A 22,558-nucleotide genomic window follows, 5' to 3' on the forward strand; every position below is an offset into this window, starting at 1 on the left:
GGATGTAATATGAGCTACTACTTGGTTGTCATCCTATGCACACCGTCCCAATCATCGGGCGGGGGTACTTCCAAATAGCTCAGGGATCGATCGAGGTGAACTTCCACAGGTCGATCGCTGGGTCGCATTGCTAAAGCCGCTTCAAAATAACTAATAGCTTTCTGAAAGTTTCTAGCAATATAAGCATCCCTACCGTTACTGTAAAGTTCCAAAAACCGAAGGGTTTCCCCATCAATTGGTTCAGAACTATTTTGCAGCAACTCGTAAATACCAACTGGCTGATTTTTGCCCTTAACCCGCACCTTGTCTAACTCTCGCACCCAAATTCCTTCGCGACACAAACTGTATGTAAATTCGCTCAAAATTATATCGCATCCGTACTCCTTTGTAAGCTGTTCCAATCGCGAACTCAAATTCACCGCATCCCCGATTACCGTGTAATCCATGCGCTTTTGGGAACCAATATTTCCCGAAACCACTTCTCCAGAACTAATCCCGATTCCGAAGCGAAATGGATCTGCACCGGGGCGAGAATCATTAAACTCTTTCAAACGCCGGCGCATATCTAAAGCCGACTGCACCGCCATCCAACCGTGACTTTCCGGGGGATTCAGCGGCAGGGGTGCGCCGAAAACTGCCATTAAAGCATCGCCGATAAACTTGTCTAAAATGCCTTCGTAGTGGATAACGGCCTCCACCATCGTCTCAAAATATTCGTTCAGCAGAGATACCACATCGGACGCTCCCAAATTTTCGGTCAGCGTGGTATAGCCGCGAATGTCGGAAAATAAAATAGTCACTTCTTTGCGTTCGCCCACCATCAAGGCGCCTTCGCCCAAGGCCATCACTTTATCTACGACTCCAGGAGTCAGGTAGCGGTACATCGTATTTTTCATCCGCTTTTCGCGGCTGATGTCTTCGAGTACCACTAAACCGCCGCGCACTCCGCCCTCTGGATTTAGCAGCGGGTTGACCGTCAAATTCAAACTGCGTTCAATTACTTTAATTCGAGAGGCGGGGATGGGCAGCGGGCAATAAGGGTGATACAGGGCAGAATTTCGCAGGGCAAATAGAGATTGGGCATTAGCTAATTCTGCCAGCGCTACTTCCTCAGTCCACGCGCGGTTTTCGCCCCAAGCGTAATATAAAGTAGGCTCAGCGCGATCGGGCACAGCCAAAATATAACTTTCTTCTTCTTCTTTTTGTTGTTGGGAATTAAGTGTTTTTTCTACCAACAGTCCCACAGTTAAACTTTGTTCGGGAACGTAATGTCGGGCAGCATTTTTGAGACTGTCTTCTAGTCGAAATTGCAAATTGTCGATCGGCACAACTTCCCAAACATAGCGATTCACCAGTTTATCTTCCCAAATCTGGGGATTGTGTTTGCTTTTAGCTTGATTTACCGGACAGCCCAACAATTCTAGGGCTGCTTCATTGATAGTCACAACTCGCCCCTTCAAATCCGTGGAAATCACTGCATCAGAAAGACTTTGCAGCATATCTTTTTGATACTGCTTTTCCACCATCACGTTCTGAAACAGTTGAGAATTTTGCAACGCCATTCCCGCTTGGGAATTAAACGCTCGCAAAAACTCTTCGTCGGAAGGGGTGAAAGTACCTTGGTTCTTATTAATTAGCTGAGTTACCCCGATCAGCTCACCTTTAGCGTTATGCACTGGCATACACAAGACAGTCCGAGTGCGGTATCCCGTTTGCTGGTCTGTAGAGGGGTCAAAGCGGGGATCGTCGTAAGCATCTGTAATATTTAGAGGTTGACCAGTCGAAGCCACGTAGCCAGCAATTCCCCTATTCGCCGGAAGGCGGACTTCCATCATCGTTGTGCCGTCAGCCTTAGCTAATTTTGTCCAAAGTTCGTTGGTTTCCCGATTTAACAAAAATAGCGTGCTGCGATCGGCTTGCATCAAGTCGCGAGCTTGATCCATCACAGAGCGCAAAGTTGTTTCCAAGTCAAGACTTTGACCCAAAGTCGTGGTGGCTCTCAACAGTGCGGCAACCCCTCGCTGGTTGCGGGCCACGACGTAGAAAGACTGACAGCTTTCGAGAATAATCCCGATCGAATCTGCAAAAGCCTGGAACTGTTGTTCGTCTTCCTCGCTAAAGGAGACTTTGCCAGCTTTATTTAACAGTCTGACCACCGCTACGGGTTCCTCTTGGCTCTTACTGCTAAAAATTGGCATACAGAGCATGGTATCGATCTGGTAGCCCGGTGGTTCGTCTACTTCGGTATTAAAATACTCGTGCGATCGAGCTTCGGCGACATTAATCGATTTTCCGGTTGTTGCTACGTAGCCTAAAATGCCTGCATCCATAGGCAAGCGCACTTCTACATCCTCGCCCGTCAGTGGATCGAGTGTTTTGTGCCACAGTTGATTTTTGTTGGAGTCAACCAAAAAAATTGTTGTCCGGTCTGCTTGCAAAATTTGACCAATTTTGACAGTGAAGGCATCTAAAAGTTGCTCTAAGAGACTTTCGAGTGCTTCATTGTTAATCAGGTCCATCGCCCGGATAAATTGCTGAAATTCAGCCGTGATAAAGTCCAGCAGGCACACTAATTCAGGAACTGGCAGGCTCTTAACACGGGAGGTCAATGCCCCCATAAAATTGACTTGAGTCAGTGTAGCCAGAACGCTACCAGTATTGGAGAATGTCATGATTAACTGCTTGCTCAGAGGGATAGACTGACCGCAGGTCGATCGGCGCGAGATGCGACGGCGGTGCAAACTCTTGAATTTGTTTGCAAGCGCATCGGCACTCGCTTGTCGCTTTGATGAATCGTGAGTTCAAAAGTGGCGCACGCAACTTCTGTTTGCTTGTTATGTATGCTCGATCGATCTTTTTTACAACCTCGATACTGATGAGGGTTCGTCAATTCAAGCTGAACTTGAGTTCGCAAAACGGCTAGCCTGAAAATTAGGTGACAGGCTTTAGTTCGATCGAGAGTGCAGTGTGGATTTGACGCTCTGTGCTCGGCCCCAGCGCGCGGTGTGACTGTTTTAGCGCACTCGGCGACCGTATCCGGTCAGGTAAAGGGCGCTATGAAAGCAGCGCGCAAGGCATTCCTACAGAGCTTACTCATAGTTTAATGGTAAACGCAACAGCAGGATAGCGACGGTAATTTATGCAGCAAAAAAGTTTGATCAATCTTTGAAAACATCCCTCTTCACTACCAACTGACGATCGAACAGCGAAACTAAGCTGGCGGTGAAGTTTAAAGGTGCTACAGATCCTCACATTTAGGCTGCTCTGGGCACAGACTGGGCAAATACCACTGATTGATAGTACCGCTGGAGTTGTGCGGTGGCGGCGGCCCAACCCCAGCGTTCGGCTTCTCGGCGAGCGTTATGGCGCAAGGTTTCCCGTTCTTCGGGATTCGCAAACAGACGCTTGGTGGCGGCGAGTGCTCCTTCTTCGTCGGCGGGGTCAAATAAATATCCGTTAACACCGTCGGTGACGATATCGGGAATTCCGCCGCTGCGCGCCGCCACTACAGGCGTCCCCGCAGCCATTGCTTCTAGGAGCACTAAGCCCAGGGTTTCGGTGCGGGAGGGAAAAATGAAGGCGTCGGCCGATGCGTAAGCTCTTGCGAGTTCTTGCCCCTTGAGGTAGCCGACAAAATTAGTGGGTGTACCGGCAAAATATTGTTCAAGGGTTTGCCGATGCGGGCCGTCTCCCACTAAGGCGAGGCGGGCATCGGGAATCGCTGCGAGGACTGGTTTGATCCGTTCGATTTCTTTTTCTGCACCGAGGCGACCGACGTACAGCAGCAGGGGACTGTCTGGGTTATTTTCCGAAAGGCGCGATCGCATTTCTCGACTTGCCAATTCCGGGACAAACATTTCAGTATCTACGCCCCGCTGCCACAAATCTACCCGATCGATGCCGTGGTTTCTGAGTTCTTCCACCATTGCTGTAGAAGTACACAGATTCAATTCTGCTTGGTTGTGCGCTCCTTTGAGTAGTTCCCACAATAAAGGTTCGAGGACTCCGAAACCGTAGTGGTGCAAGTATTTGGGCAAATGCGTGTGATAAGAAGCCAAAATCGGAATGTTGAACTTTTTGCCGTAATATATACCGCCCAATCCCAAAATAGCGGGATTGACAACGTGAATAATATCCGGTTTAAACTGCTCTAATTGCCGACCGACAGCCGGAGAAGGAAGTGCCATTTTTAATTCCGGGTACATCGGCAAAGGCAAACCCTCCACACCGTAAACTCGGGCGCCTTTGTACTCTTTAATCCCGTAATCTGGAGAAAATATCAGAACTTGTTCGCCTGCGCGCTGCAAGTGATCTACAGTGTGAATCAGGCGCGTCACAATGCCGTCTATTTTCGGCAGAAATGTTTCAGTGAAAAGAGCAATTTTCATAAAAATAAGTTACTTAGGGAGCCGATAATCATAGCCAGGGGCCAAGGTCATCGGTAACAAAATACACTGTGTCGCGGGGAGTAAGTCATGGCGTGCGATCGGCTGATTTTCTACACTTCTTCTTTCTGTTGCACTACCGCTTATTTCGAGCGAGAGGTTTTTGGGATAAAATGCCAATTCCCTGAATGCCAATTGATACAATTATCCCACCTAAAAGCCTTCCCACACTTTCGGTCAAGCAATTAATTCTGTGAATTTCCTGTGCTGTTCCGGCAATTTATCTTGCTTTTTAAGTGGCAGATAAGCCTTCGCTAACTCGCCACTAATTTAGATAGATCACTTGTCGTTACAGCAGCTCATTCCGCTATTAAATAATAAGCACAAACTGCCCTCGCTGACAATCCCAGCAGAACCACCAAAAGCAACAGAACGAGAATTTGACTTTGTGCGGCTTTATTCCCCAAAAGCCCGCACAAAAAACCTTATGCCATTTGGCAATTAAGCGCAGAGGACGCATAGGACACAAAACAAAAGATCAAAAAGATAGATATGAAAAAATTAATCTACAACGAAATCCCTTCTGAACTTGCAAACATTTCTCTTCTCTTCCCTTCTTTTCTCTTACTTCGCGCCCTAGCGCTTACGCGCCGCTTCGCTAACGCGCCTTCGCGGTTCGTTAAAAAATCTCTTACCCCGCAGGTAGATACCAGAACTTACTTCCAAGAAACCTTCGGCAAAATCTGGTTTTTATCGACACGGTGCTGATATTTTGTAGCAAAATTCAGCAGAGAATCGAGCAGGGAATCTGAGAGATAGTGCGGTTGCAAACCGAGGTCTAGCAAATTGGTGTTTTTGGCATTGAAATAATGTTCTTCTTTCTCGACTCTGGGATTTTCGATGTTGTTGATTTCTACTTTTAATCCCATTGCCATGCCTGCTTTTTGCACCAAGGAGGCTAAGTCGCCGACGCTGAATTGTTCGGTGAATTGGTTGAAGACGCGGAATTGTCCGGCTTCGGCGGGGTTGGCGATCGCCAATTCCACGCACCGCACGGTATCCCGAATGTCTAAGAAGCTGCGGGTTTGTCCGCCAGTTCCGTAAACGGTCAAAGGATGACCGATCGCAGCTTGGATGCAAAATCTGTTCAATGCTGTCCCGAATACTCCGTCGTAGTCCAAACGGTTGATCAACAGTTCATCCATGCCGGTTTCATCTGTGAGCACGCCGTAGACTACGCCCTGATTTAAGTCGGTGGCTCTTAAACCCCAGATTTTGCAAGCAAAATGGATGTTGTGGGAGTCGTGGACTTTTGACAGGTGGTAGAAACTGCCTGGTTGTTTGGGATAGGGTAGTGTATCCTTGCGGCCGTTGTGTTCGATCGTAATGTAGCCTTCTTCAATGTCAATATTCGGGGTGCCGTATTCACCCATTGTCCCCAATTTCACTAGGTGACACTCGGGGAAGTCTTCGCGGATGGCGTACAGCAGGTTGAGTGTCCCGACGACGTTATTGACTTGAGTGAGGACTGCGTGTTCGCGATCGATCATTGAGAAAGGTGCCGAACGCTGTTCGCCGAAATGGACGATCGCCTCTGGTGCAAATTTTCTCATGCTTTTGCTGAGAAAATCGTAGTTGGTGATGTCACCGACGAACAAGTCGATCGACTTGCCCGTTAAATCTTGCCATCGCTGGAGTCGTTGCTGAATCGGTGCGATGGGAGTGAGGGTGTCGCTGCACAGTTCCAGATCCCAGTGCCGCCGCACGAAGCTGTCGAGGATGCCAACTTCGTAACCTTTGTTAGAAAGGTAGAGTGCGGTTGCCCAACCGCAATAGCCATCGCCACCAATAACCAGGACTTTCATAAATCAACGGTGAATCTTGCTTGCCAATACTGGGTTAATGTACCAGGTATTGGTGCATTCTGAACCTTTAATCAAGCGTGTTGGCCCAGGAAGGAGTCTGTTTTTTTAGATTAAACCTGAATTTCGTCGGCGAAACTGGCCCGGCGGGTGAATTCAAAGGGGCCGGCCTGGGCTCCCCAGACGTGGGCGTCGGTTTCTGGGTCACGTCCGCGATCGTGGCTAATAAATTTGTCTTGGTCAATCTCGAATTCGCTGTCTAGATAGGTTTTTTTGCCCTTTCTGACCACCATGCAGCCTTTTCCGGGTTCGACAGACCCTTTGAAGCTGTGGCCCGTCCACTGCGTAATAAAGGTGCAGCCGGGAAGCAGTGTCAGTTGTGCTTTTTTGATTTCTTGCAGCCGTTGCGGGTCGCGGGAAGCGCCGTAGAATTGTTCTTCGTTTTCTATGGCATAATTTTCGATGTCGATTCGATCGTCCACGGGGACTAATTTCAAAACTCGGACTCGGTACGGTACATTCAGTTCAATATCGTAGGCTTGTTCTAGGTACAAGCTGATCCCATCGAGGAGTTCGACGGGCAAAGGCCTCATGCAAACGCGGATGTGGGCGAAGAATGGCGGGTTTTCAAAGGCTTGGGCTTGGTTGCTGAAGTCGGCAGCCATCCAGCGGGCGAGGGTGACGATATCTGTGGAATGAGTCATTTCGATTTTAGATTTTAGATTTTAGATTTTGGATTGAGGGAGTAGAAATTATTTTAGGGGAAATTCAGGTGCGATCGGGCTTTAAAGTCGTGACTTCTTTAAAAAGTCCGGGATTTGGGTATGCTTTTTTTTCAGGTGCGCTCACTTATCGGGAAATCATGAAACTACAACCAGTCGAATCTAGCATGATAAAAGCTGTGGGTTATGACGAAACAACTTCTACTCTGGAGGTTGTTTTCAATAGTGGCAAAACCTATCTATATTCTGAAGTGCCGAATAATGTCTATCTAGAACTGATGGACTCTGATTCCAAAGGGAGTTACATGAGAGATTGTGTGATTGACTGCTATCCGTACCAACAGGCGAAGAAACGGCGGCGGTAAGTACGGCATTAATCTAGGCGTTTTGAATCTCTAATCGTGATTTTTGCGAGCGACGAACTCTCACCCAGATTTTTTGATTGTGGAGGTGAGAGGAACAATTGGAATTGCTGGATACTCACCCTTTGTTTACCACTCGGTGTCCCCGATGCGATCGTCCCTTTCCCAATTACGAAAATCCCGGTTATTTTTTAAGCCCCTTCTAGTTTCCTCTTGACATCAATATTTGAGTCCCTCTCTAGCTCAAGTTATACCAGATAGTTTATCGGAATCTCAATTACAAAAATTGTCCCGCTGCTCACGGTCGAATCACAGGTTAATTTACCCCCATGTTTTTTGATAATAGCATAGCTTACAGATAAACCTAAACCTGTACCACTACCCACAGGTTTAGTTGTAAAAAATGGCTCGAATATGCGTTTTTGAATATCGGTAGGAATCCCACTACCATTATCAGCGATCGCAATTCTTACCAACTCTTTTTCTATGACTTCAGTCTGAATCTTAAGAAAAGGATGTTTATTAGTTTTACTAACTTGTTTGAGAGCATCAAGAGCATTACTAATAATACTGATAAATACCTGATTCATCTCACTCGCATAACAGGTGACATGAGGAAGGCTGCCATACTCTTTAATCACTTGTACCTTTGGTTGATTGTCACTTTCTTGGAAGCGGTTTTGTAAAATTAGTAAAGTGCTTTCAAGCCCGGCGTGTAAATCTACAGATTTCATTTCTGCTTCGTCTAAACGAGAAAAATTACGCAAACTCAGGATAATTTGTTTGATTCGTTCGCTTCCGACTTTCATGGATTGCAGGATCTTAGTTAAATCTTCCGTGATAAATGCTAACTCAATTTCCTCAATCTTTGCTTTAATTGCTGAGCTTTTATTTGGATATTCTTGCTGATAAAGTTCCAGCAAATTCAGCAAAGCTTTTATATAATTTTCTGTGGGCTGAAGATTACTATGAATAAAAGTAACTGGGTTATTAATTTCGTGTGCTATCCCCGCTACCAGTTGACCGACGGCTGACATTTTTTCACTCTGAATTAATTGTGCTTGGGTTTGTTGTAAATTTTTCAAGGTTTGCTCTAAATCAAAAGCTTTTTGGCTTAACTCTTCTGTTTTTCGCTCTACTTCCGCTTCCAAGGTTTGAGAGTAGTTTTCTACTTGTTTATACAAACGGGCGTTTTCAATGGATATAGCGGCTTGAGCACTAAGAATTGAGAGGGTTTCGATGCGCTCGCTTGTAAACGCTCCCACTGTAAGATTATTTTCTAAATACAAAATCGCGATTAATTTTCCCTGCTTGCTAATCGGAATACATAAAGCTGATTTAGGCTGCTGGGTGATGATATAGCCATCGCCTGCAAATTGAGTGGAAGCACTCAAGTTATCAAAAACCGCCGTTGTTTGACTTCTGGCTACAGAATAAATAAACTTTTGGGGTAATTCTTGACATTCAGCTAAAGGAATATGCCTCTTTTCTGTATGGTTTTGATCCGCTTTCGCCACTACTAACCATTTTGCCTCTTGATCAATCACTAAAATTCCGGTTTGCGCTCCGGCATGGGCGATCGCAATTTGCATCAAAGTCGCTAATAGTTTCTCTAATTCAATTTCCTGTGAAATAGCTTGTGCTGCTTTCATCACCGCCGGAAAATCTAACCATAAATTCTGGGTGTTGCTGTTACTGGTGCTAGTTACGCTTCTCATCAGCGTGGGAGAGATTGTTCCCCCAGATATGATAGCTCGTTTAGTCGGTTGGAGAATAGCCCCTAGTAGTTGGGGATAGTGTTGTTCTAAATAAGCAACTTTCGCCTTCGCACCCCATCGGGTGTAACAGTAATATGCTTCCTGCATATATCCAGAAGCAAATTTTTCTTTGCCCCAGCCCAGATAAAATTTAGCTGCTAGTTCATTAGCTAACGCTTCTTCTTGGATATATTGGTTTTCTTTGGCTCCGGCAATTGCGCGATCGTACAAATCTCCGGCTTCATAATTCTTGCCTAAAACTCGGCATTTTTCTGCCTCTACTAAGTTAACTTTATGTTGGTGATTCATCGGTGCATGGTGCGCCCATTCCGCCAGTGTAGTTTGATGGGTTTCTACCTCCTCAAGAGTGTTAGTTTGCTCAATTTCTAACTGGGTACAGTAAAATGTCAAGTAGGTTAACCCGGCATAGAAATGGAAAACTGGAGTATGAACTTGTGCTCCTGTGGCGATCGAATAGCGGTTAGCTTGGACAATGTAATCTAGGGCATTAGTGTAGTTGCCAAAAAGATAGGCAAGCATTAATTTGTAGGCATAAACAAAACCTAGCGCATAAAAATTATTATCCTGATGGTACTTAGGAATCATCAAACCTTCATCGTATGCAGTGCCGTTTAATAAATCCGCTTGATTAATAATTGACCTCAAGTTCTGCACTGTTTGTTGTTGCATCTTTAGATAAGCCAGAGCAGAATATTGCTTCATACTCCCTAAGACAAGACAGTAATTTTCGCTTTCTGGTTCCCAATCCTCCAGCTCTAATCCAGCAAAGAACTGAGCATAAAAATAATGGAATATGCTGTAGCCAGCATTGAGGAAATCGCCGCTTTCCATGCCAGCTATAAAAGCCTCTTTGGTCATTGGAATTGTAGCCCTTATTGCTTCTCGACGATGCTGAATAAAACACACAAACCACACTAAGGTTACACACTTAAACTCACGTACATTAAACCGATCGAGTAAGCTCAGAGCTACTAGCCCAAAACTATACGCCCTTTCTACCTCTCCCAAAAAAGTAGACAGTACCATACCATAAGTTACATATCCCGTGGTTGAGGCGGGCGCATTTCCAAATTGAAGTGATAGGCTCACCATTGTGCAGCCAAGCACAGGCAGCAAGGCCGGACTTGCTTGTACAATGGGCGCCAACAACATTGTTAATAGTTGAATTGATGCAATTGTCCGAGGCTCGCTCATTATAGGCAGGTGAATCAGTTCCTCCATCTGTTTGCCTTCGAGTTGCTTGGTAAGGGTTTGTAGCGCGGTGTTAGTAAAAGCTTCATCAGGTTCAGAGGGCAGTTCAACCCCCAATTGTGCTAGAGCGACTCTACCTACAGCGATCGCTTCTAATATCTGAGCCTTTGCTGTCAGTGCGTTGATTTGAATCTCAAATATCTTTACTTTATCTAGTATTGTTTTGGCCGATCGCAAAACCAGATCGGCCATTTTTTCCATATTATCAAAATCAGCATTTAAGTAGGCAGTTTCCGCCGCAGATACATACAGATTGAGGGTTAATTCATACTGAGTTTGCCAACAGTCTGGGGTTAGCAATTCAATCCCTATTTGCACAAAACTTCTGGCGGCTGAATAGGCTGTAGAATTTCTGGCTTTCTGTCCGGCTGCTAAGTTTAGTCTCGCTAAGGCTTCTCGTTCTTCAGCTTGAGTAATTAACCCACTTCCTACATTCAAATGCCCGACAATATCAAATAGATTTTCTTCCTTTTCTATCTCTGATAAGTTTTGTTGGAGCAGTTGACCAATTTTGAGATGAGTTGCCTGTTTTTGGTTTTTTGGGATCAGAGAATAGGCAGCTTGTTGAACGCGATCGTGCAAAAATCTGTATCTAGCATTTTGTTTATTAGCATTTTTATTTTCTAGGCTGAAGTTATTATTTCCTTCAACCTGATAAAACTTATAAACATTACTAATCGGTAAAATCAAAGCCTCCTGCAATGCTCTCCATAACACAGTGGCTGTATCTGTTTCCGATTGTTCTGAAACTATTGCCAAAGTATGCAAATCGAACTGCGCCCCAATACAAGCAGCTAACTTTAAGATATCTTGAGTTGGGATTGGTAATTTCTGCAATTGCAACCCCATGAATTCAACAACATCATCAGTAATTGCCAAGGCTTTGATTTGGGCAATATCGCACTGCCAATGCTGGATATCCCAATTAAAGGTAATTAAATTGTCATCGTGTAAAGCTTTGAGAAACTGAGTTGCAAAGAAAGGATTTCCCTTGGTTTTTTGATAGACTAATTTTGTCAAAGGCTGGGCAAGAGATAGTTCGCTATTTAGCGTATCTGCTACCAATTGATTAATATCGGATTCTCTTAACGGTGGTAATGTAATCGTATTTACCGTTGCCCCAGTTTTGAGCAGTTCATCTATGGTTAAGATAAATGGATGTACTGGTGACACTTCATTATCTCGGTAAGCACCTAATATCAATAGATATCCTGTATCTTGTTGCCTCAATAATGAGAGCAAACTCAGTGATGCAGAATCAGCCCATTGCCAGTCATCTAAAAACATCACCAAGGGATGTTCTTTACTGCTAAAGACTTTGACAAATTTTTGAAATAATAAATTAAAGCGATTTTGGGCGGCTGTTCCTGATAATTCTATGGCTGGTGGCTGTTTACCGATGATGTTTTCTAACTCAGGAATTACATCAATTAATACTTGCCCGTTTTCTCCCACTGCTGCGAGAATATTGGTTTTCCATGTTTGCAATTGTTCTTCGGATTCTGATAATAGTTGCCCGATTAAATCGCAAAAAGCTTGTACGAATGCTGAAAAGGGAATATTCCGTTGAAATTGGTCGTATTTCCCTTTAATAAAATAGCCGCGTTGCCGGACAATGGGTTTATGTACTTCATTAACTACTGCGGTTTTCCCAATGCCCGAAAAACCCGCTACTAGCATCATTTCTGTTGTGCCATTAGCGACGCGCTCGAAGGAATTTAATAGTTGATTGACTTCGGCTTCTCTTCCGTAGAGTTTTTCTGGAATTAGGAAGCGATCGCTGATATCTCGCTTTCCTATTTCAAAAGGTTCTATTGTCCCTGTAGTTTGTAGTTGAGCTAGACAGATTTCTAAATCGTGCTTAATTCCCAAGGCAGTCTGATAACGATTTTCGGCATTTTTTGCGATCAGCTTACTGACAATTTCTGACAAAACTAGCGGAATTTCTGAATGAATTTGATGGATGGGTATCGGCTGTTTCGCGAGGTGACAATGTACCAATTCCATTGCATCTTCCGATTTAAATGGTAATGTTCCCGTCAATAATTTATAAAATGTCATTCCCAGAGAATAAAAGTCACTACGATAATCTATGCCTCGATTCATTCGACCAGTTTGTTCAGGAGAAAGATAGGCTAAGGTGCCTTCTAAATCATTAGTATTCTGAATCTCTTGGGTTTCTCTTGGTAGGAGAGAAGCAATACTAAAATCAATTAATTGGATTTTTTTGGTGGCGGGATCAATCAGAATATTAGCGGGTTTTATGTCTTTGTGTATGACTCTATTTTGGTATAAATAATGCAGAATCTCGGTTACTTTAAGAGATATTCTGAGAAATTCAGCTAAAGGTAAATATTGAAAGTGGGGATTTTCATCCGTGGCTGTTTGGAGATAGTCAGATAAGGAAATTCCACCAAAGTCTTCCATGACTAAGGCATAGCCATTGCCATATAATTCTAGGGTTAAGGGTTTGACGATACTAGGAAAGTCGAGATTTTTGGCAATGGTATATTGGTTGCGGAATTGAACGAGTTCGTTAAAGTTTGGGTATTCATTTCGTAGTAATTTGATGGCGACGGGTTGTTGGTCGCTGGTACGGATGCCTCGATAGACAAGGGTGCGCGTACCTGTGTATAATTGCTCTGTGATTTGATAATCGGGTAAGTTGGCGATCGCATTCATAATTTTTTAAGCTAATCTTAAGTTATTTTGTATTGCTGCCCAAGTAGCAGGATTTACTTGTCTGGGATAAATTTCTAAAGAAGCTCGATCGTAGCTAACTACTCGGCAAATATTATCAGAGCGTTTGTTAAAACGCCCGCTTTGCAATAATTGTGACCTTATGTAAGTAGGTGCAGATATTTAAACAGAACTTACGCGACGGTGGCTGAGGATGGATAAACTGGCGACTACTCCCCGTACCTGCTCTGGTTTGACTTCTTTGTAGCGTCGCTTTGTTATTATTTGATTTGAGCGATTGCTTTATGGCAAACATAGTTGGATATTCCAATTAATTCAGATGCCAGGGTGAGAGTTTTCACCTATAACTTGTTGCAACCAATAGGTTTAGGTAAATTTAGTAACATATTTGAGTATCGGAGTCTTGCTCTTTTGATTCGCAACAACTTCCAGCCTTACTTTCGTTTCATTTTAGAAGATTTTTCGGGTCTGTTGCTTTGTGCCGAGAAGTATCTTCGGGGTTAGATTAATTAGTGTTCGTCCAGGAATTGTCAGTCAGCCAAGAGTCTCATTAAGCTAATTTAACTCTCAGGTTGTATCGACCGAAGCATTTGCGCGCAAAATCTCCTAGTTTAATCAGAGATTTTTGGGGCGCAAAGACTTCGGACGATCAATACTTTTACCAGAGGTTTCAATCTCTGAGTTCCAAGTCACAAAGCAGGCGAATTAGATGAGTTTCACAGCCCGCAAACCAAACATCAGCACTGTCGCCAAGCCGATCATGCCGCCGAAAATCCCAAAATAAGTTATTGCTCCGCTAAGAGTCATTGCAATTTCTCCAAAACAATCAATAAAAAGACCTATAAGAACTATAATCTAAAATCTAATATCTAAATTAGATAAATATGCAATCCATAATTAAAGTTGACTTGGGGCCACAATCTTACAATGTTTGCGTGCGATCGGGCGGTTTAGACGAACTCGGCAGTCTGATGGGCGATCTAAGTTTGGGCAAAAAAGTGCTGCTGGTGTCGAATCAGTCGATTTTTCGGCAGTACGGCGAAAGAGCAACAGCAGCCCTCGAATCGGCCGGTCTGGAAGTCAGTAGCTGCATTTTACCACCGGGAGAACAGTACAAAACTTTAAATTCGGTGCAGAAAATTTACGGTGCGGCTTTAGCAAACCGTTTAGAACGTTCCTCGACAATGGTGGCTTTGGGCGGCGGGGTGGTGGGCGATATGACAGGTTTTGCTGCGGCGACTTGGCTGCGGGGAATTAATGTCGTGCAAGTTCCGACTTCGCTGCTGGCGATGGTTGATGCTTCAATTGGCGGCAAAACGGGGGTAAATCATCCTTTAGGGAAGAATTTAATCGGGGCTTTTCACCAGCCGCGTTTGGTGTTAATTGACCCGGATGTACTCAAAACTCTGCCGGCGAGGGAGTTTCGTTCGGCGATGGCGGAAGTCATCAAGTACGGGGTGATTTGGGATGCTGAACTTTTTGGGAAGTTGGAGAATTGCAAGCGTTTGGATCAAATGCGCTATGTGAAGGCGGATTTGTTGGCTGAAATTTTGAGTAGGTCTTGCCAAGCTAAGGCTGAGGTGGTCAGCAAAGACGAGAAGGAATCGGGTTTGCGGGCGATTTTGAATTACGGACACACCATCGGTCATGCTGTGGAAAGTTTGACCAATTACAAGGTGATCAATCACGGGGAAGGAGTGGCAATCGGCATGGCTGCATCAAGCCGGTTGGCTGTGGAGTTGGGAATGTGGGATGCTGAGTGCGATCGCCGCCAGTCTGCTTTGATTGAAAAAGCGGGTTTACCTGCCAAATTGCCGGCGGGTGTCGATGTTGAGGAAATTTTGCATACTTTGCAACTAGATAAAAAGGTGCAGGATGGCAAGGTGCGGTTTGTGTTGCCGGTGCGCTTGGGTGAGGCTGCTGTGAGCGATCGAGTGGATGGGGATTTGATTATACAAGTTTTGAAGGAAATGCTTTAGATTCTCGTTTTTGGGGGTGTTTAACCGTCGCTGAACCCCCATTAACGCCGATCGCCAAAGATGTTTTTTCTTTCAATGGGCGATCGGCGGTTGAGTTTAGGAACCGCTCGACTGCGAATTAATTTCCTCCAAAATTTTATCTACTCTGTTAGCCGCTTGAGTTCTACCTTGCTTGATAAATAACTCCTTAGCTTTTGTCAGGCTGGCTACGGCCTCCGCTTGGTTTTCCTTGTCTCCTTGCTGGTACAAACCGACTCCTAAATTGTTTAAAGCATCGGGATATCGATCGTTAATTTTAACGGCTTGTCTCCACTGAACAATTGCCTCGGGCAACTGCCCCTGACTTGCCATCGCCACGCCTAAATCGTTGTGAGCTTTGGCGTGCTGCGGGTTGACTTCAATTGCTTTTTGGAAGAGAACGATCGCATCGCTCATTTTACCTTGCCCCGACAGCATACTTCCCAACTTGTAATAAGCATCCGCTTCTTTGGGATAGCGAGCGATTAGTTGCCGGTACAAAGCTTCGGCATTGACAGCATTTCCTTGACCGTAAAGGTCGTTGGCAGTTCTCAAACCCATCGTGTAGCCTTTACCTACAACTTGGCACTTTTTCTCGGAGTTGCCTTCCTGCTTGCAAATCCTGAGTTCGTCTCCCTTCATCTCGTAGGACAGAACTTCTCGAACAGCAGGGCCTCGGCGCGGTGGCTGCAAGTTCTGCGACTGCAAGTTTTGCGAGAGTTGCAGGGCGATTGGCTCAGCTTGTGCCGGTTGCGCCGCTGCGACACTGCAGATTCCTGCACCCACCAAAATGCTTGGGGCCATCCACCTCAAAGGTTTGAACCAGCGAAACTCTCGATCGTTTTTCATGTCTTTTGTGGAAACGTGTTGTTGATATGCTGGGTTTCACTAGCGCCGTAAGAGTCGGAGCCGATGAGGCCCACCCGATGAAATAGTTAGTTATTAACAGTCGAGATATTTTAGCACTGTGTGGCCGAGTTTGAGTTAAATTAGAGTAGAATTCCGATCGATTCTCAGTCAACCTTAGCAGGAAAATAGAAATGGGGCAGTCTATTCTTACCATGCTCTTTGCGCTCATCCTCGGCTACGCTGTTAACTCAAGCGTCAAAATAGTCAGCGGTGGCGACGAAGCTTTAGTGGAACGTTTGGGTCAATACAAGCGCACCCTCAAGCCAGGATTCCACTTTATCAGCCCCCTGGTCGAAAAAGTCGTCTGCGTGGACACAAGCCGTGAAAGAGTTTTAGACATTAAACCTCAGTCAGCGATCACGGGAGATAATGTGGCTCTCGAAGTCGATGCCGTTGTGTATTGGCGGGTTGTGAATTTACAGAAAGCTTATTATGGAATAGATCAAATTGAAAATGCGATCGCCAACTTAGTTTTAACGACGTTTCGCGCTGAAATTGGTCGATTGCCCATGCAAGACATCTTGGGTTCCCGAGATGACATGAATAAAAAGTTACTCAAAAAGTTGGACGAAGCTACCGAAACTTGGGGTGTCAAAGTAATTCGGGTGGAAATTCAAAGCATAACACCTCCGAAAAGGGTGCAAGAAGCTATGGAATTGGAGCGCGCCACCAAGAGCGAGTGGCAAGCAATGGTCAATAAGGCGATCGGCACTAAGGAGTACATGAGGCTCTTAGTTGAAGCTTTAGACTCTCATCCGAATAGCAAGCAAGTTTTGAATTACTTAGTAACCGAAAAATACTTAGACGCTCAACAAAAATTGGGCGAAAGCGACAACGCCAAAATTCTGTTTATGGACCCGAGGAGCATGAGCGAAGCTCTGGGCGAGCTGATGGGTTCTATGCCCGATGTGACGCCTCCTTCTGAGGGCAGGGAAATAACAGTTATCGAGACTAACACTTCTCAAGACTGATTCCTGAAGATAGCGTCGGCTACCTGAGAGACATCGCCCATTTCTCTGACATCGTGAACGCGCAAGATATCTGCCGAATTTGCGATCGCACCTGTACAAGCCGCCGCTGTCCCCCAAATTCTTTGTTTCGCTTCTGGCTGATTCAAAATGTGACCGATGAAGCTTTTGCGCGATACTCCTACTAAAATCGGACAGTTTAAAACACTGAATTTTCGCAACTCGCGCAGGATTTCTAAGTTTTGACTGTAAGTCTTGGCAAAGCCAATACCAGGGTCGATAATTATTTGAGATTTGTCAATCCCCGCAGCAACTGCCGCCGCAATTCGACTCTCTAAAAATTCCTTAATTTCCCCAATTAAATCCTGATAATCCGTGAGTTTTTGCATTGTCTGGGGAGTTCCCCGAATGTGCATTAAAATTATTGGCACTTTTAACTTAGCAACGGTTGACAGCATTTCTGAGTCAAAAGTTGCTCCCGAAATATCGTTAATTATATCCGCTCCGACCTCAACCGCAGCTTTGGCAACCTGCGCTCTGGTAGTATCGACAGAAATAGGAACTGAGCCAAAAATCTCGGCTTTTTGCCGCAGTATTTGTACGAGAGGTATAACGCGATCGATCTCCTCTGCTAAGGATATTTCCACTGCACCGGGCCGAGTAGATTGACCGCCAATATCAATAATATCAACTCCCGATTTTACCATGTTTTCCGCTTGCGCCAAAGCAGATTCTATGGTATAGAAATCTCCGCCGTCGCTAAAACTGTCAGGGGTAACATTTAAAACGCCCATTAAATAAGTACGTTTTCCCCACTCGAAAACTTTATTTCTAATAATAATTTTTTCTGGGTTATTTGTCATGGCGATCGGGGGATTTGAGATTTGACTGGACGCACGGGTAGCCAGAAACCGGGTTTTTCACTACAATATTTCGTTGCAACCCACAGATTCTGTAAAAAAACCGGTTTCTTTGATTATTAATGCGTTCAGGACTGTTCAACCAAAACTTAACCAGCTAAAAACAGTGTCAACTGTCAATTCTAATTCGATTTTATCAATGATTGGCAACAGAGCTGCACGTTTATACAGTTCTACTTTTTGTCCTGGAAATACTGCCAAAATACTCTCTTCTTCTGGGTCTAATAACCACCCCAACTCAGTTCCGTGTCGCGAACAGTGGAGTAAGTTACTCAGCACTTTTGTTTGGCTTTGGTTTGGAGAGAGAATTTCTATCGACCAGTCGGGATTAATGTCAAAGCGGCTAGCAATTCTACCCGACGGCAAAAAAGGAATTCTTTCCCATCGGAATACTGCTACATCTGGCACGATTGATGCGGCGCCAAAAGTGCAGCGTAACTCGGGAAAAGCATTGGCAATTTTCCGAGTTTTCGCTACTTGATTGATAGTCTTGCAGAGTTCACCTTGAAGTACGCTGTGTTCATCTTCAGGCATGGGCTTCTGAATGATTTGTCCCTCAAGAAATTCTGAGGCCGGTTCAGTTTCAGGAAGTTTGAGGAACTCGTCTAAGGCTGGTTTGGGTTTAACGATCGCAGTCATAGGTTAATTCTCCCGATCCGAGAAACACTGAACGGCACATCACAATTGTAGGCGATCGCTGTTTAATTCCCGCCGCCCTTGTTCCAATTACCAATTAACAATTACCAATTAGCAATTACCAATTAGCAATTACTGATAATTGACAATTCGATCGAAGCTAGCAGCTTCCAAACTCGCCCCGCCTACCAGAACCCCGTCAATCTCAGGCATCGCCATAACTTCATCAATATTCTCCGGTTTAACAGAGCCGCCGTACTGAATTGGCACGTCAGGATTAGTCAATTTACTGCGAATCAAACCAATAACTCGGTTAGCTTCCTTCGTTTCGCAAGTATCGCCCGTGCCGATCGCCCAAATAGGCTCATAAGCAATGACTAACTTATTTTGGTCAACATCAACCAAATCTTTTTCCAATTGAGAAAAAATGTGAGCTTCAGTTTCGCCTGCATCTCGCTGCTGCTTGGTTTCCCCAACGCACAGAATCGGAATTAAATCGTATTTCTGAGCAGCTTTCAGCCGCAAATTCACCGTTTCGTCAGTTTCCCCAAAATATTGGCGTCGCTCGCTGTGGCCGATAATGACATAACGGACACCAAGTTCACTCAGCATTGGCCCGGAAATTTCCCCAGTAAAAGCTCCAGACTCTTGCCAGTGGACGTTCTGAGCACCGAGTCTGATCCGGCTGCCGTGCAAATTTTTCGACAGGACAGCCAAGGAAGTGAAGGGAACGCAAAGCACGACTTCCCGTTCCTCTGGGGTTTCCGTCAGGCAGGACATGAATCCTTGAAGAAACTCTAGGGATTCTGCCCTAGTTTTGTACATTTTCCAGTTGCCAGCAATAACTATTTTCCGCACGGGTGACTCAGTAGCTCTGTGAACATCAAAATCAGGCAAATTATAGTGTAAAGCTTTAGGGTACCTTTCGAGCCCTTATTGCCCAAACTCGATGCGAGCTTGCTCAACTAAGTCAACGGTGACGACTTCGGTTTCGGCTTCGCGGGCCAACTGCTCGATGCGGACGCGAGCTTGTCCCCGGACAAAATAGGGAATATTTTTCAGCTTCGCCTTGGCTTCTGGCGTCCATTTTAGATCATCGGAAAATTCGGAATCGGGCATGGCGTATTGAGCGATCGACTACAAGCCTGCATGGATATGGCTTTGATGGAAAGCCTGGATGTCTTAAATTTACCACGATTTGCGATCGGGCCACATCTTCTCACTCTGCCTTAAGTTTGTTGCCTAAAATCGCCGACGCTTCTTGTAAAAGCTGATTCTGCTCTTGTCGAATTGCCTCCAACCTTGTCAAAATATTAGCAAGTCGTTCTTGAGACTCCAAACTGTTTGATTCAACTCCCCTCAATTGTTGTAAACCTGAATTATTTTGGTATTCGGGATTCTTTGAAACCAAGGAGTTTACAGCCACTGCACCGAAATTACTTACAGATTTAGAGCCGAAACTCAAAACCCCTTGCATAAATTTTCCAGGACTTTGCAGAATAAATAACCAGCCTTCTGCAAAAAAGCTACCTAAAGCCTGAAAAAAGCCCAATATAATGAATATAAATATCAGCAACATTGCTAAAGATATCAGCGGATGACTCACCAACCAGAAGACTACAGGGTGAGCGTCAATCCAATCTTTGACAGTACCATTGATAGCACTTTTGATGGCATCTGAAGCGGCACCGCTCATATTTCCCGCCTTGTTAATGCTATCTTCTAATGAAGCCTTAGCCTTTTCTGTAGCTTGATTTACACTCTCTACAGCTTGGCTAGTGCTTTGATTCAGAGTATTGACCGCAGAGTTAGTAGTTTGATTAATAGTTTCTTTAGCAGTTGCCACAGAGTGAGAAACAGCATCAACAGCTTTGTTGGTACTTTCACTGACGCGACTAACTGCTTGATTCGCGACTTCAGATATAGAAATTCTCGCTTTTTCTGTTTTATCCGCTACAGTACCTAAAGCATTGTTCGTAGCTTGATTCACAGTATTAACGGCAGAATTCGTAGTTTGAGTCAGAGATTCTTTTGCGTGATACGCAGTTTCGGAGAGAGAAGATTTAGCTTGTGCTGTTGCTTCTGAAACAGAATTCACTGCTTTTCCGACTTTTTCAGTCCAAATTTCTTTCGTTTTTTGAACGCTTTGAGAAAAATTTTGAGAAAAATCAGATCGTGCTACTTCCATAGTAAGTTACCTCCATCAAGTTAATTTACTCTTTCCCAGTGATTATAGTAGAGCTTCTATTTTTAATAGGGGGACTTTAGCAAAAAATTGAGTGAGAAATAAAGCTAAGATATATAGAGTAAACTTTTGAGCTTAGTCTCTTTCCTGATGGAATCTGATGAGATCAACAGTTGGGACATCCATGCTCCCAGGCTTTGAAAGATGATGCCAAGGCTTTGACGATGTGTTCCCTAATCAAGCCCAAAGACAGGAGTTTAGACACTATCTGGGGGATTATGGGGAGAAAAAAGAGAAAAAACCTATCCCAGCTCGCGCAGAACTCTGTAAAGGTTTCTTAACAAAGCTTACGCTTTTTTGCAGTCAGAGCTTCTTGGTGCTAACAAACGCTCAACCAAGGGGGAAGCGATACGTGATAGTGTGACCATCAGATGTATTCCCCAAAAATAGCTCGGACGATCCCTCAAAGATGAGGGAGGAATTTGATGCACCTGAAAAAGTTTGAATTAATTTAAAAAATATAGCATATTATCCCATCGACGATAGTGGGATAACAGGTGATCGTTCGTCAAAGCTCGCTTGACGTTGTAAAAACAGTTTAATGCCCCCAAGAATAATTACATATTTACAAATATTAGCGCAAGTTACCGGACTTTATATCTCCGAAAAAAAGCGATAAATTTTAAGTAGACTGTGGCTGTTGGTTTAACCAACCCGACGCTGTCTAGGATGTTGTTGCGGAAGCTGATATGGTGTATAATTTATGACATATTTTCCCCATTTTAACTTTCCATCCCAAGCTCAAAATATGCTAGGCTAGAATGTTTCCAAAGCTTGAGATACACAATGACGTATGTATCAATCATTAGAAGAGTCAGCCATTTCGAGTAACGCATCTACGGAACCGTCCTCTCTAATTCTCATTGTGGATGACGATGCCTTGATGCGTTTGCAACTTCGACTGTATTTACAGAAGGAAAAATACCGAGTGGCCGAAGCTAATGATGGGTTGACAGGGCTAGCAGCTTATGAGGAATCAAATCCAGACCTGATCCTGCTAGATGCAGTGATGCCTACTATGGATGGTTTTGCTTGTTGTCAAAAATTATCTGAAGTGCCTGAGAGCGATCGCCCACCTATTTTGATGATTACTAGCTTAGAAGACAAAGAATCTGTCGATCGAGCGTTTGCAGCGGGAGCGGCTGACTATATCACTAAGCCGATTCACTGGGCTGTTCTGCGACAGAGAGTGCGACGGTTGATTCAGCAATTCCACTTGCAACAGCAACAAACCCTACTTTACAAACAGCTAGAAGCCGCCAATCGGCAATTAAAATACCTCGCGTCAATTGACGGCTTGACTCAGATTGCCAATCGCCGTCAGTTTGACCAACAGCTAGAGGAGGAGTGGCGACGCATGACGAGGCAGCAAACTCCTTTGTCACTGATTTTGTGTGATATCGATTTGTTCAAGCCTTACAACGATACTTATGGACACCAAGCAGGGGATCTATGTTTAAAGCAAGTTGCGGCAGCTCTCAATTGCAGTATTAATCGAGCTGGAGATTTAGTAGCACGTTATGGAGGTGAAGAATTTGTAGTGATTTTGCCCGAAACAGAGCTTGAGGGAGCCGTCAAAATAGTTAAAAAAATTCAGGCTCGCGTCCAAGCTTTAGCAATAGTCCATAAGAGTTCTCCGAATCATTGCATTACCCTCAGCTTCGGTATTACCACTGTGATTCCCACCCAAGAGAGCCTGCCAGAAACTTTAATTACTGCTGCCGATGCAGCACTTTATCAAGCCAAAGACCAAGGTCGTAATACTTTTTGTACCAAGACTCATACAGTTAATGAGTGAACTCATTAAATCATAAGAGTAAAAA

General features: G+C 44.6%; 17 protein-coding genes. 4 read left to right on the top strand and 13 right to left on the bottom strand.

What is annotated here, in order from left to right:
* Positions 1-17: 17 nt before the first annotated feature.
* The 5 genes from QUA25_RS15980 to QUA25_RS16000 all read right to left on the bottom strand — a co-directional run bounded on the left by QUA25_RS15980 (position 18) and on the right by QUA25_RS16000 (position 6,951).
* Positions 18-2,672 (bottom strand): GAF domain-containing protein, encoded by a 2,655-nt coding sequence (locus QUA25_RS15980; protein WP_333039485.1) that lies wholly within the window; start codon positions 2,670-2,672, stop codon positions 18-20.
* Positions 2,673-2,686: 14 nt separating this feature from the next.
* On the bottom strand, positions 2,687-2,914 hold the full coding sequence (locus QUA25_RS15985) for a hypothetical protein (protein WP_333039487.1): 228 nt from the start codon (positions 2,912-2,914) through the stop codon (positions 2,687-2,689).
* Between the two features lie 340 nt (positions 2,915-3,254).
* The gene (locus QUA25_RS15990) at positions 3,255-4,388 is read right to left on the bottom strand and encodes a glycosyltransferase (protein ID WP_333039489.1); all 1,134 of its coding nucleotides are present in this window, start codon (positions 4,386-4,388) and stop codon (positions 3,255-3,257) included.
* A gap of 713 nt (positions 4,389-5,101) precedes the next feature.
* Positions 5,102-6,250 (bottom strand): NAD-dependent epimerase/dehydratase family protein, encoded by a 1,149-nt coding sequence (locus tag QUA25_RS15995; protein WP_333039493.1) that lies wholly within the window; start codon positions 6,248-6,250, stop codon positions 5,102-5,104.
* A gap of 110 nt (positions 6,251-6,360) precedes the next feature.
* Entirely contained in the window at positions 6,361-6,951 is a 591-nt protein-coding gene (locus QUA25_RS16000) for a chromophore lyase CpcT/CpeT (RefSeq protein WP_333039495.1), read from the bottom strand.
* 158 nt (positions 6,952-7,109) lie between these two features.
* Between QUA25_RS16000 and QUA25_RS16005 the strand changes: the two genes are divergently transcribed.
* Positions 7,110-7,334: a KTSC domain-containing protein gene (locus QUA25_RS16005; RefSeq protein WP_333039497.1), complete on the top strand. Its 225-nt coding sequence runs from the start codon at positions 7,110-7,112 to the stop codon at positions 7,332-7,334.
* 245 nt (positions 7,335-7,579) lie between these two features.
* On the opposite strand, the gene QUA25_RS16010 is transcribed toward QUA25_RS16005, so the two are convergent.
* Together QUA25_RS16010 and petL are read right to left on the bottom strand one after the other, a co-directional pair.
* Positions 7,580-13,042, bottom strand: coding sequence for an AAA family ATPase (locus QUA25_RS16010; protein WP_333039499.1), 5,463 nt, complete (start codon positions 13,040-13,042; stop codon positions 7,580-7,582).
* Between the two features lie 723 nt (positions 13,043-13,765).
* Complete coding sequence (gene petL, locus QUA25_RS16015) at positions 13,766-13,867, bottom strand: cytochrome b6-f complex subunit PetL (RefSeq protein ID WP_006633742.1); 102 nt, start codon at positions 13,865-13,867, stop codon at positions 13,766-13,768.
* A gap of 77 nt (positions 13,868-13,944) precedes the next feature.
* On the opposite strand from petL, the gene aroB reads away from it, so the two are divergent.
* Positions 13,945-15,039, top strand: coding sequence for a 3-dehydroquinate synthase (gene aroB, locus QUA25_RS16020; RefSeq protein ID WP_333039501.1), 1,095 nt, complete (start codon positions 13,945-13,947; stop codon positions 15,037-15,039).
* 96 nt (positions 15,040-15,135) lie between these two features.
* Here the strand turns inward: aroB and QUA25_RS16025 are convergent, their stop codons facing one another.
* Positions 15,136-15,906, bottom strand: a complete 771-nt coding sequence (locus QUA25_RS16025; protein WP_333039503.1) for a tetratricopeptide repeat protein — start codon at positions 15,904-15,906, stop codon at positions 15,136-15,138.
* Between the two features lie 191 nt (positions 15,907-16,097).
* Here QUA25_RS16025 and QUA25_RS16030 point away from each other — a divergent pair, with 191 nt between their 5' ends.
* Positions 16,098-16,937 (top strand): stomatin-like protein, encoded by an 840-nt coding sequence (locus QUA25_RS16030; RefSeq protein ID WP_333039505.1) that lies wholly within the window; start codon positions 16,098-16,100, stop codon positions 16,935-16,937.
* Here the strand turns inward: QUA25_RS16030 and folP are convergent.
* The 5 genes from folP to QUA25_RS16055 all read right to left on the bottom strand — a co-directional run bounded on the left by folP (position 16,928) and on the right by QUA25_RS16055 (position 20,678).
* A complete protein-coding gene (gene folP, locus QUA25_RS16035) occupies positions 16,928-17,797 on the bottom strand; it encodes a dihydropteroate synthase (protein ID WP_333039508.1) in 870 nt (289 codons plus the stop codon). The two genes, QUA25_RS16030 and folP, sit on opposite strands and share 10 nt — an antisense overlap.
* 135 nt (positions 17,798-17,932) lie before the next feature.
* Positions 17,933-18,493, bottom strand: a complete 561-nt coding sequence (locus QUA25_RS16040; RefSeq protein WP_333039511.1) for a Uma2 family endonuclease — start codon at positions 18,491-18,493, stop codon at positions 17,933-17,935.
* Positions 18,494-18,622: 129 nt separating this feature from the next.
* Positions 18,623-19,348 carry a triose-phosphate isomerase gene (gene tpiA, locus QUA25_RS16045; RefSeq protein ID WP_333039556.1) on the bottom strand — a complete coding sequence of 242 codons (726 nt, stop codon included), beginning with the start codon at positions 19,346-19,348 and terminating at the stop codon, positions 18,623-18,625.
* 75 nt (positions 19,349-19,423) lie between these two features.
* Positions 19,424-19,609: a PCP reductase family protein gene (locus tag QUA25_RS16050; RefSeq protein ID WP_006633749.1), complete on the bottom strand. Its 186-nt coding sequence runs from the start codon at positions 19,607-19,609 to the stop codon at positions 19,424-19,426.
* Positions 19,610-19,709: 100 nt separating this feature from the next.
* Positions 19,710-20,678 (bottom strand): hypothetical protein, encoded by a 969-nt coding sequence (locus tag QUA25_RS16055; RefSeq protein ID WP_333039513.1) that lies wholly within the window; start codon positions 20,676-20,678, stop codon positions 19,710-19,712.
* An 850-nt stretch (positions 20,679-21,528) separates the two neighbouring features.
* Here QUA25_RS16055 and QUA25_RS16060 point away from each other — a divergent pair.
* Entirely contained in the window at positions 21,529-22,533 is a 1,005-nt protein-coding gene (locus tag QUA25_RS16060) for a PleD family two-component system response regulator (protein ID WP_333039517.1), read from the top strand.
* Positions 22,534-22,558 lie beyond the last annotated feature (25 nt).

The sequence above is a fragment of the Microcoleus sp. Pol17C6 genome (assembly GCF_036701145.1).
Lineage (GTDB): Bacteria > Cyanobacteriota > Cyanobacteriia > Cyanobacteriales > Microcoleaceae > Microcoleus.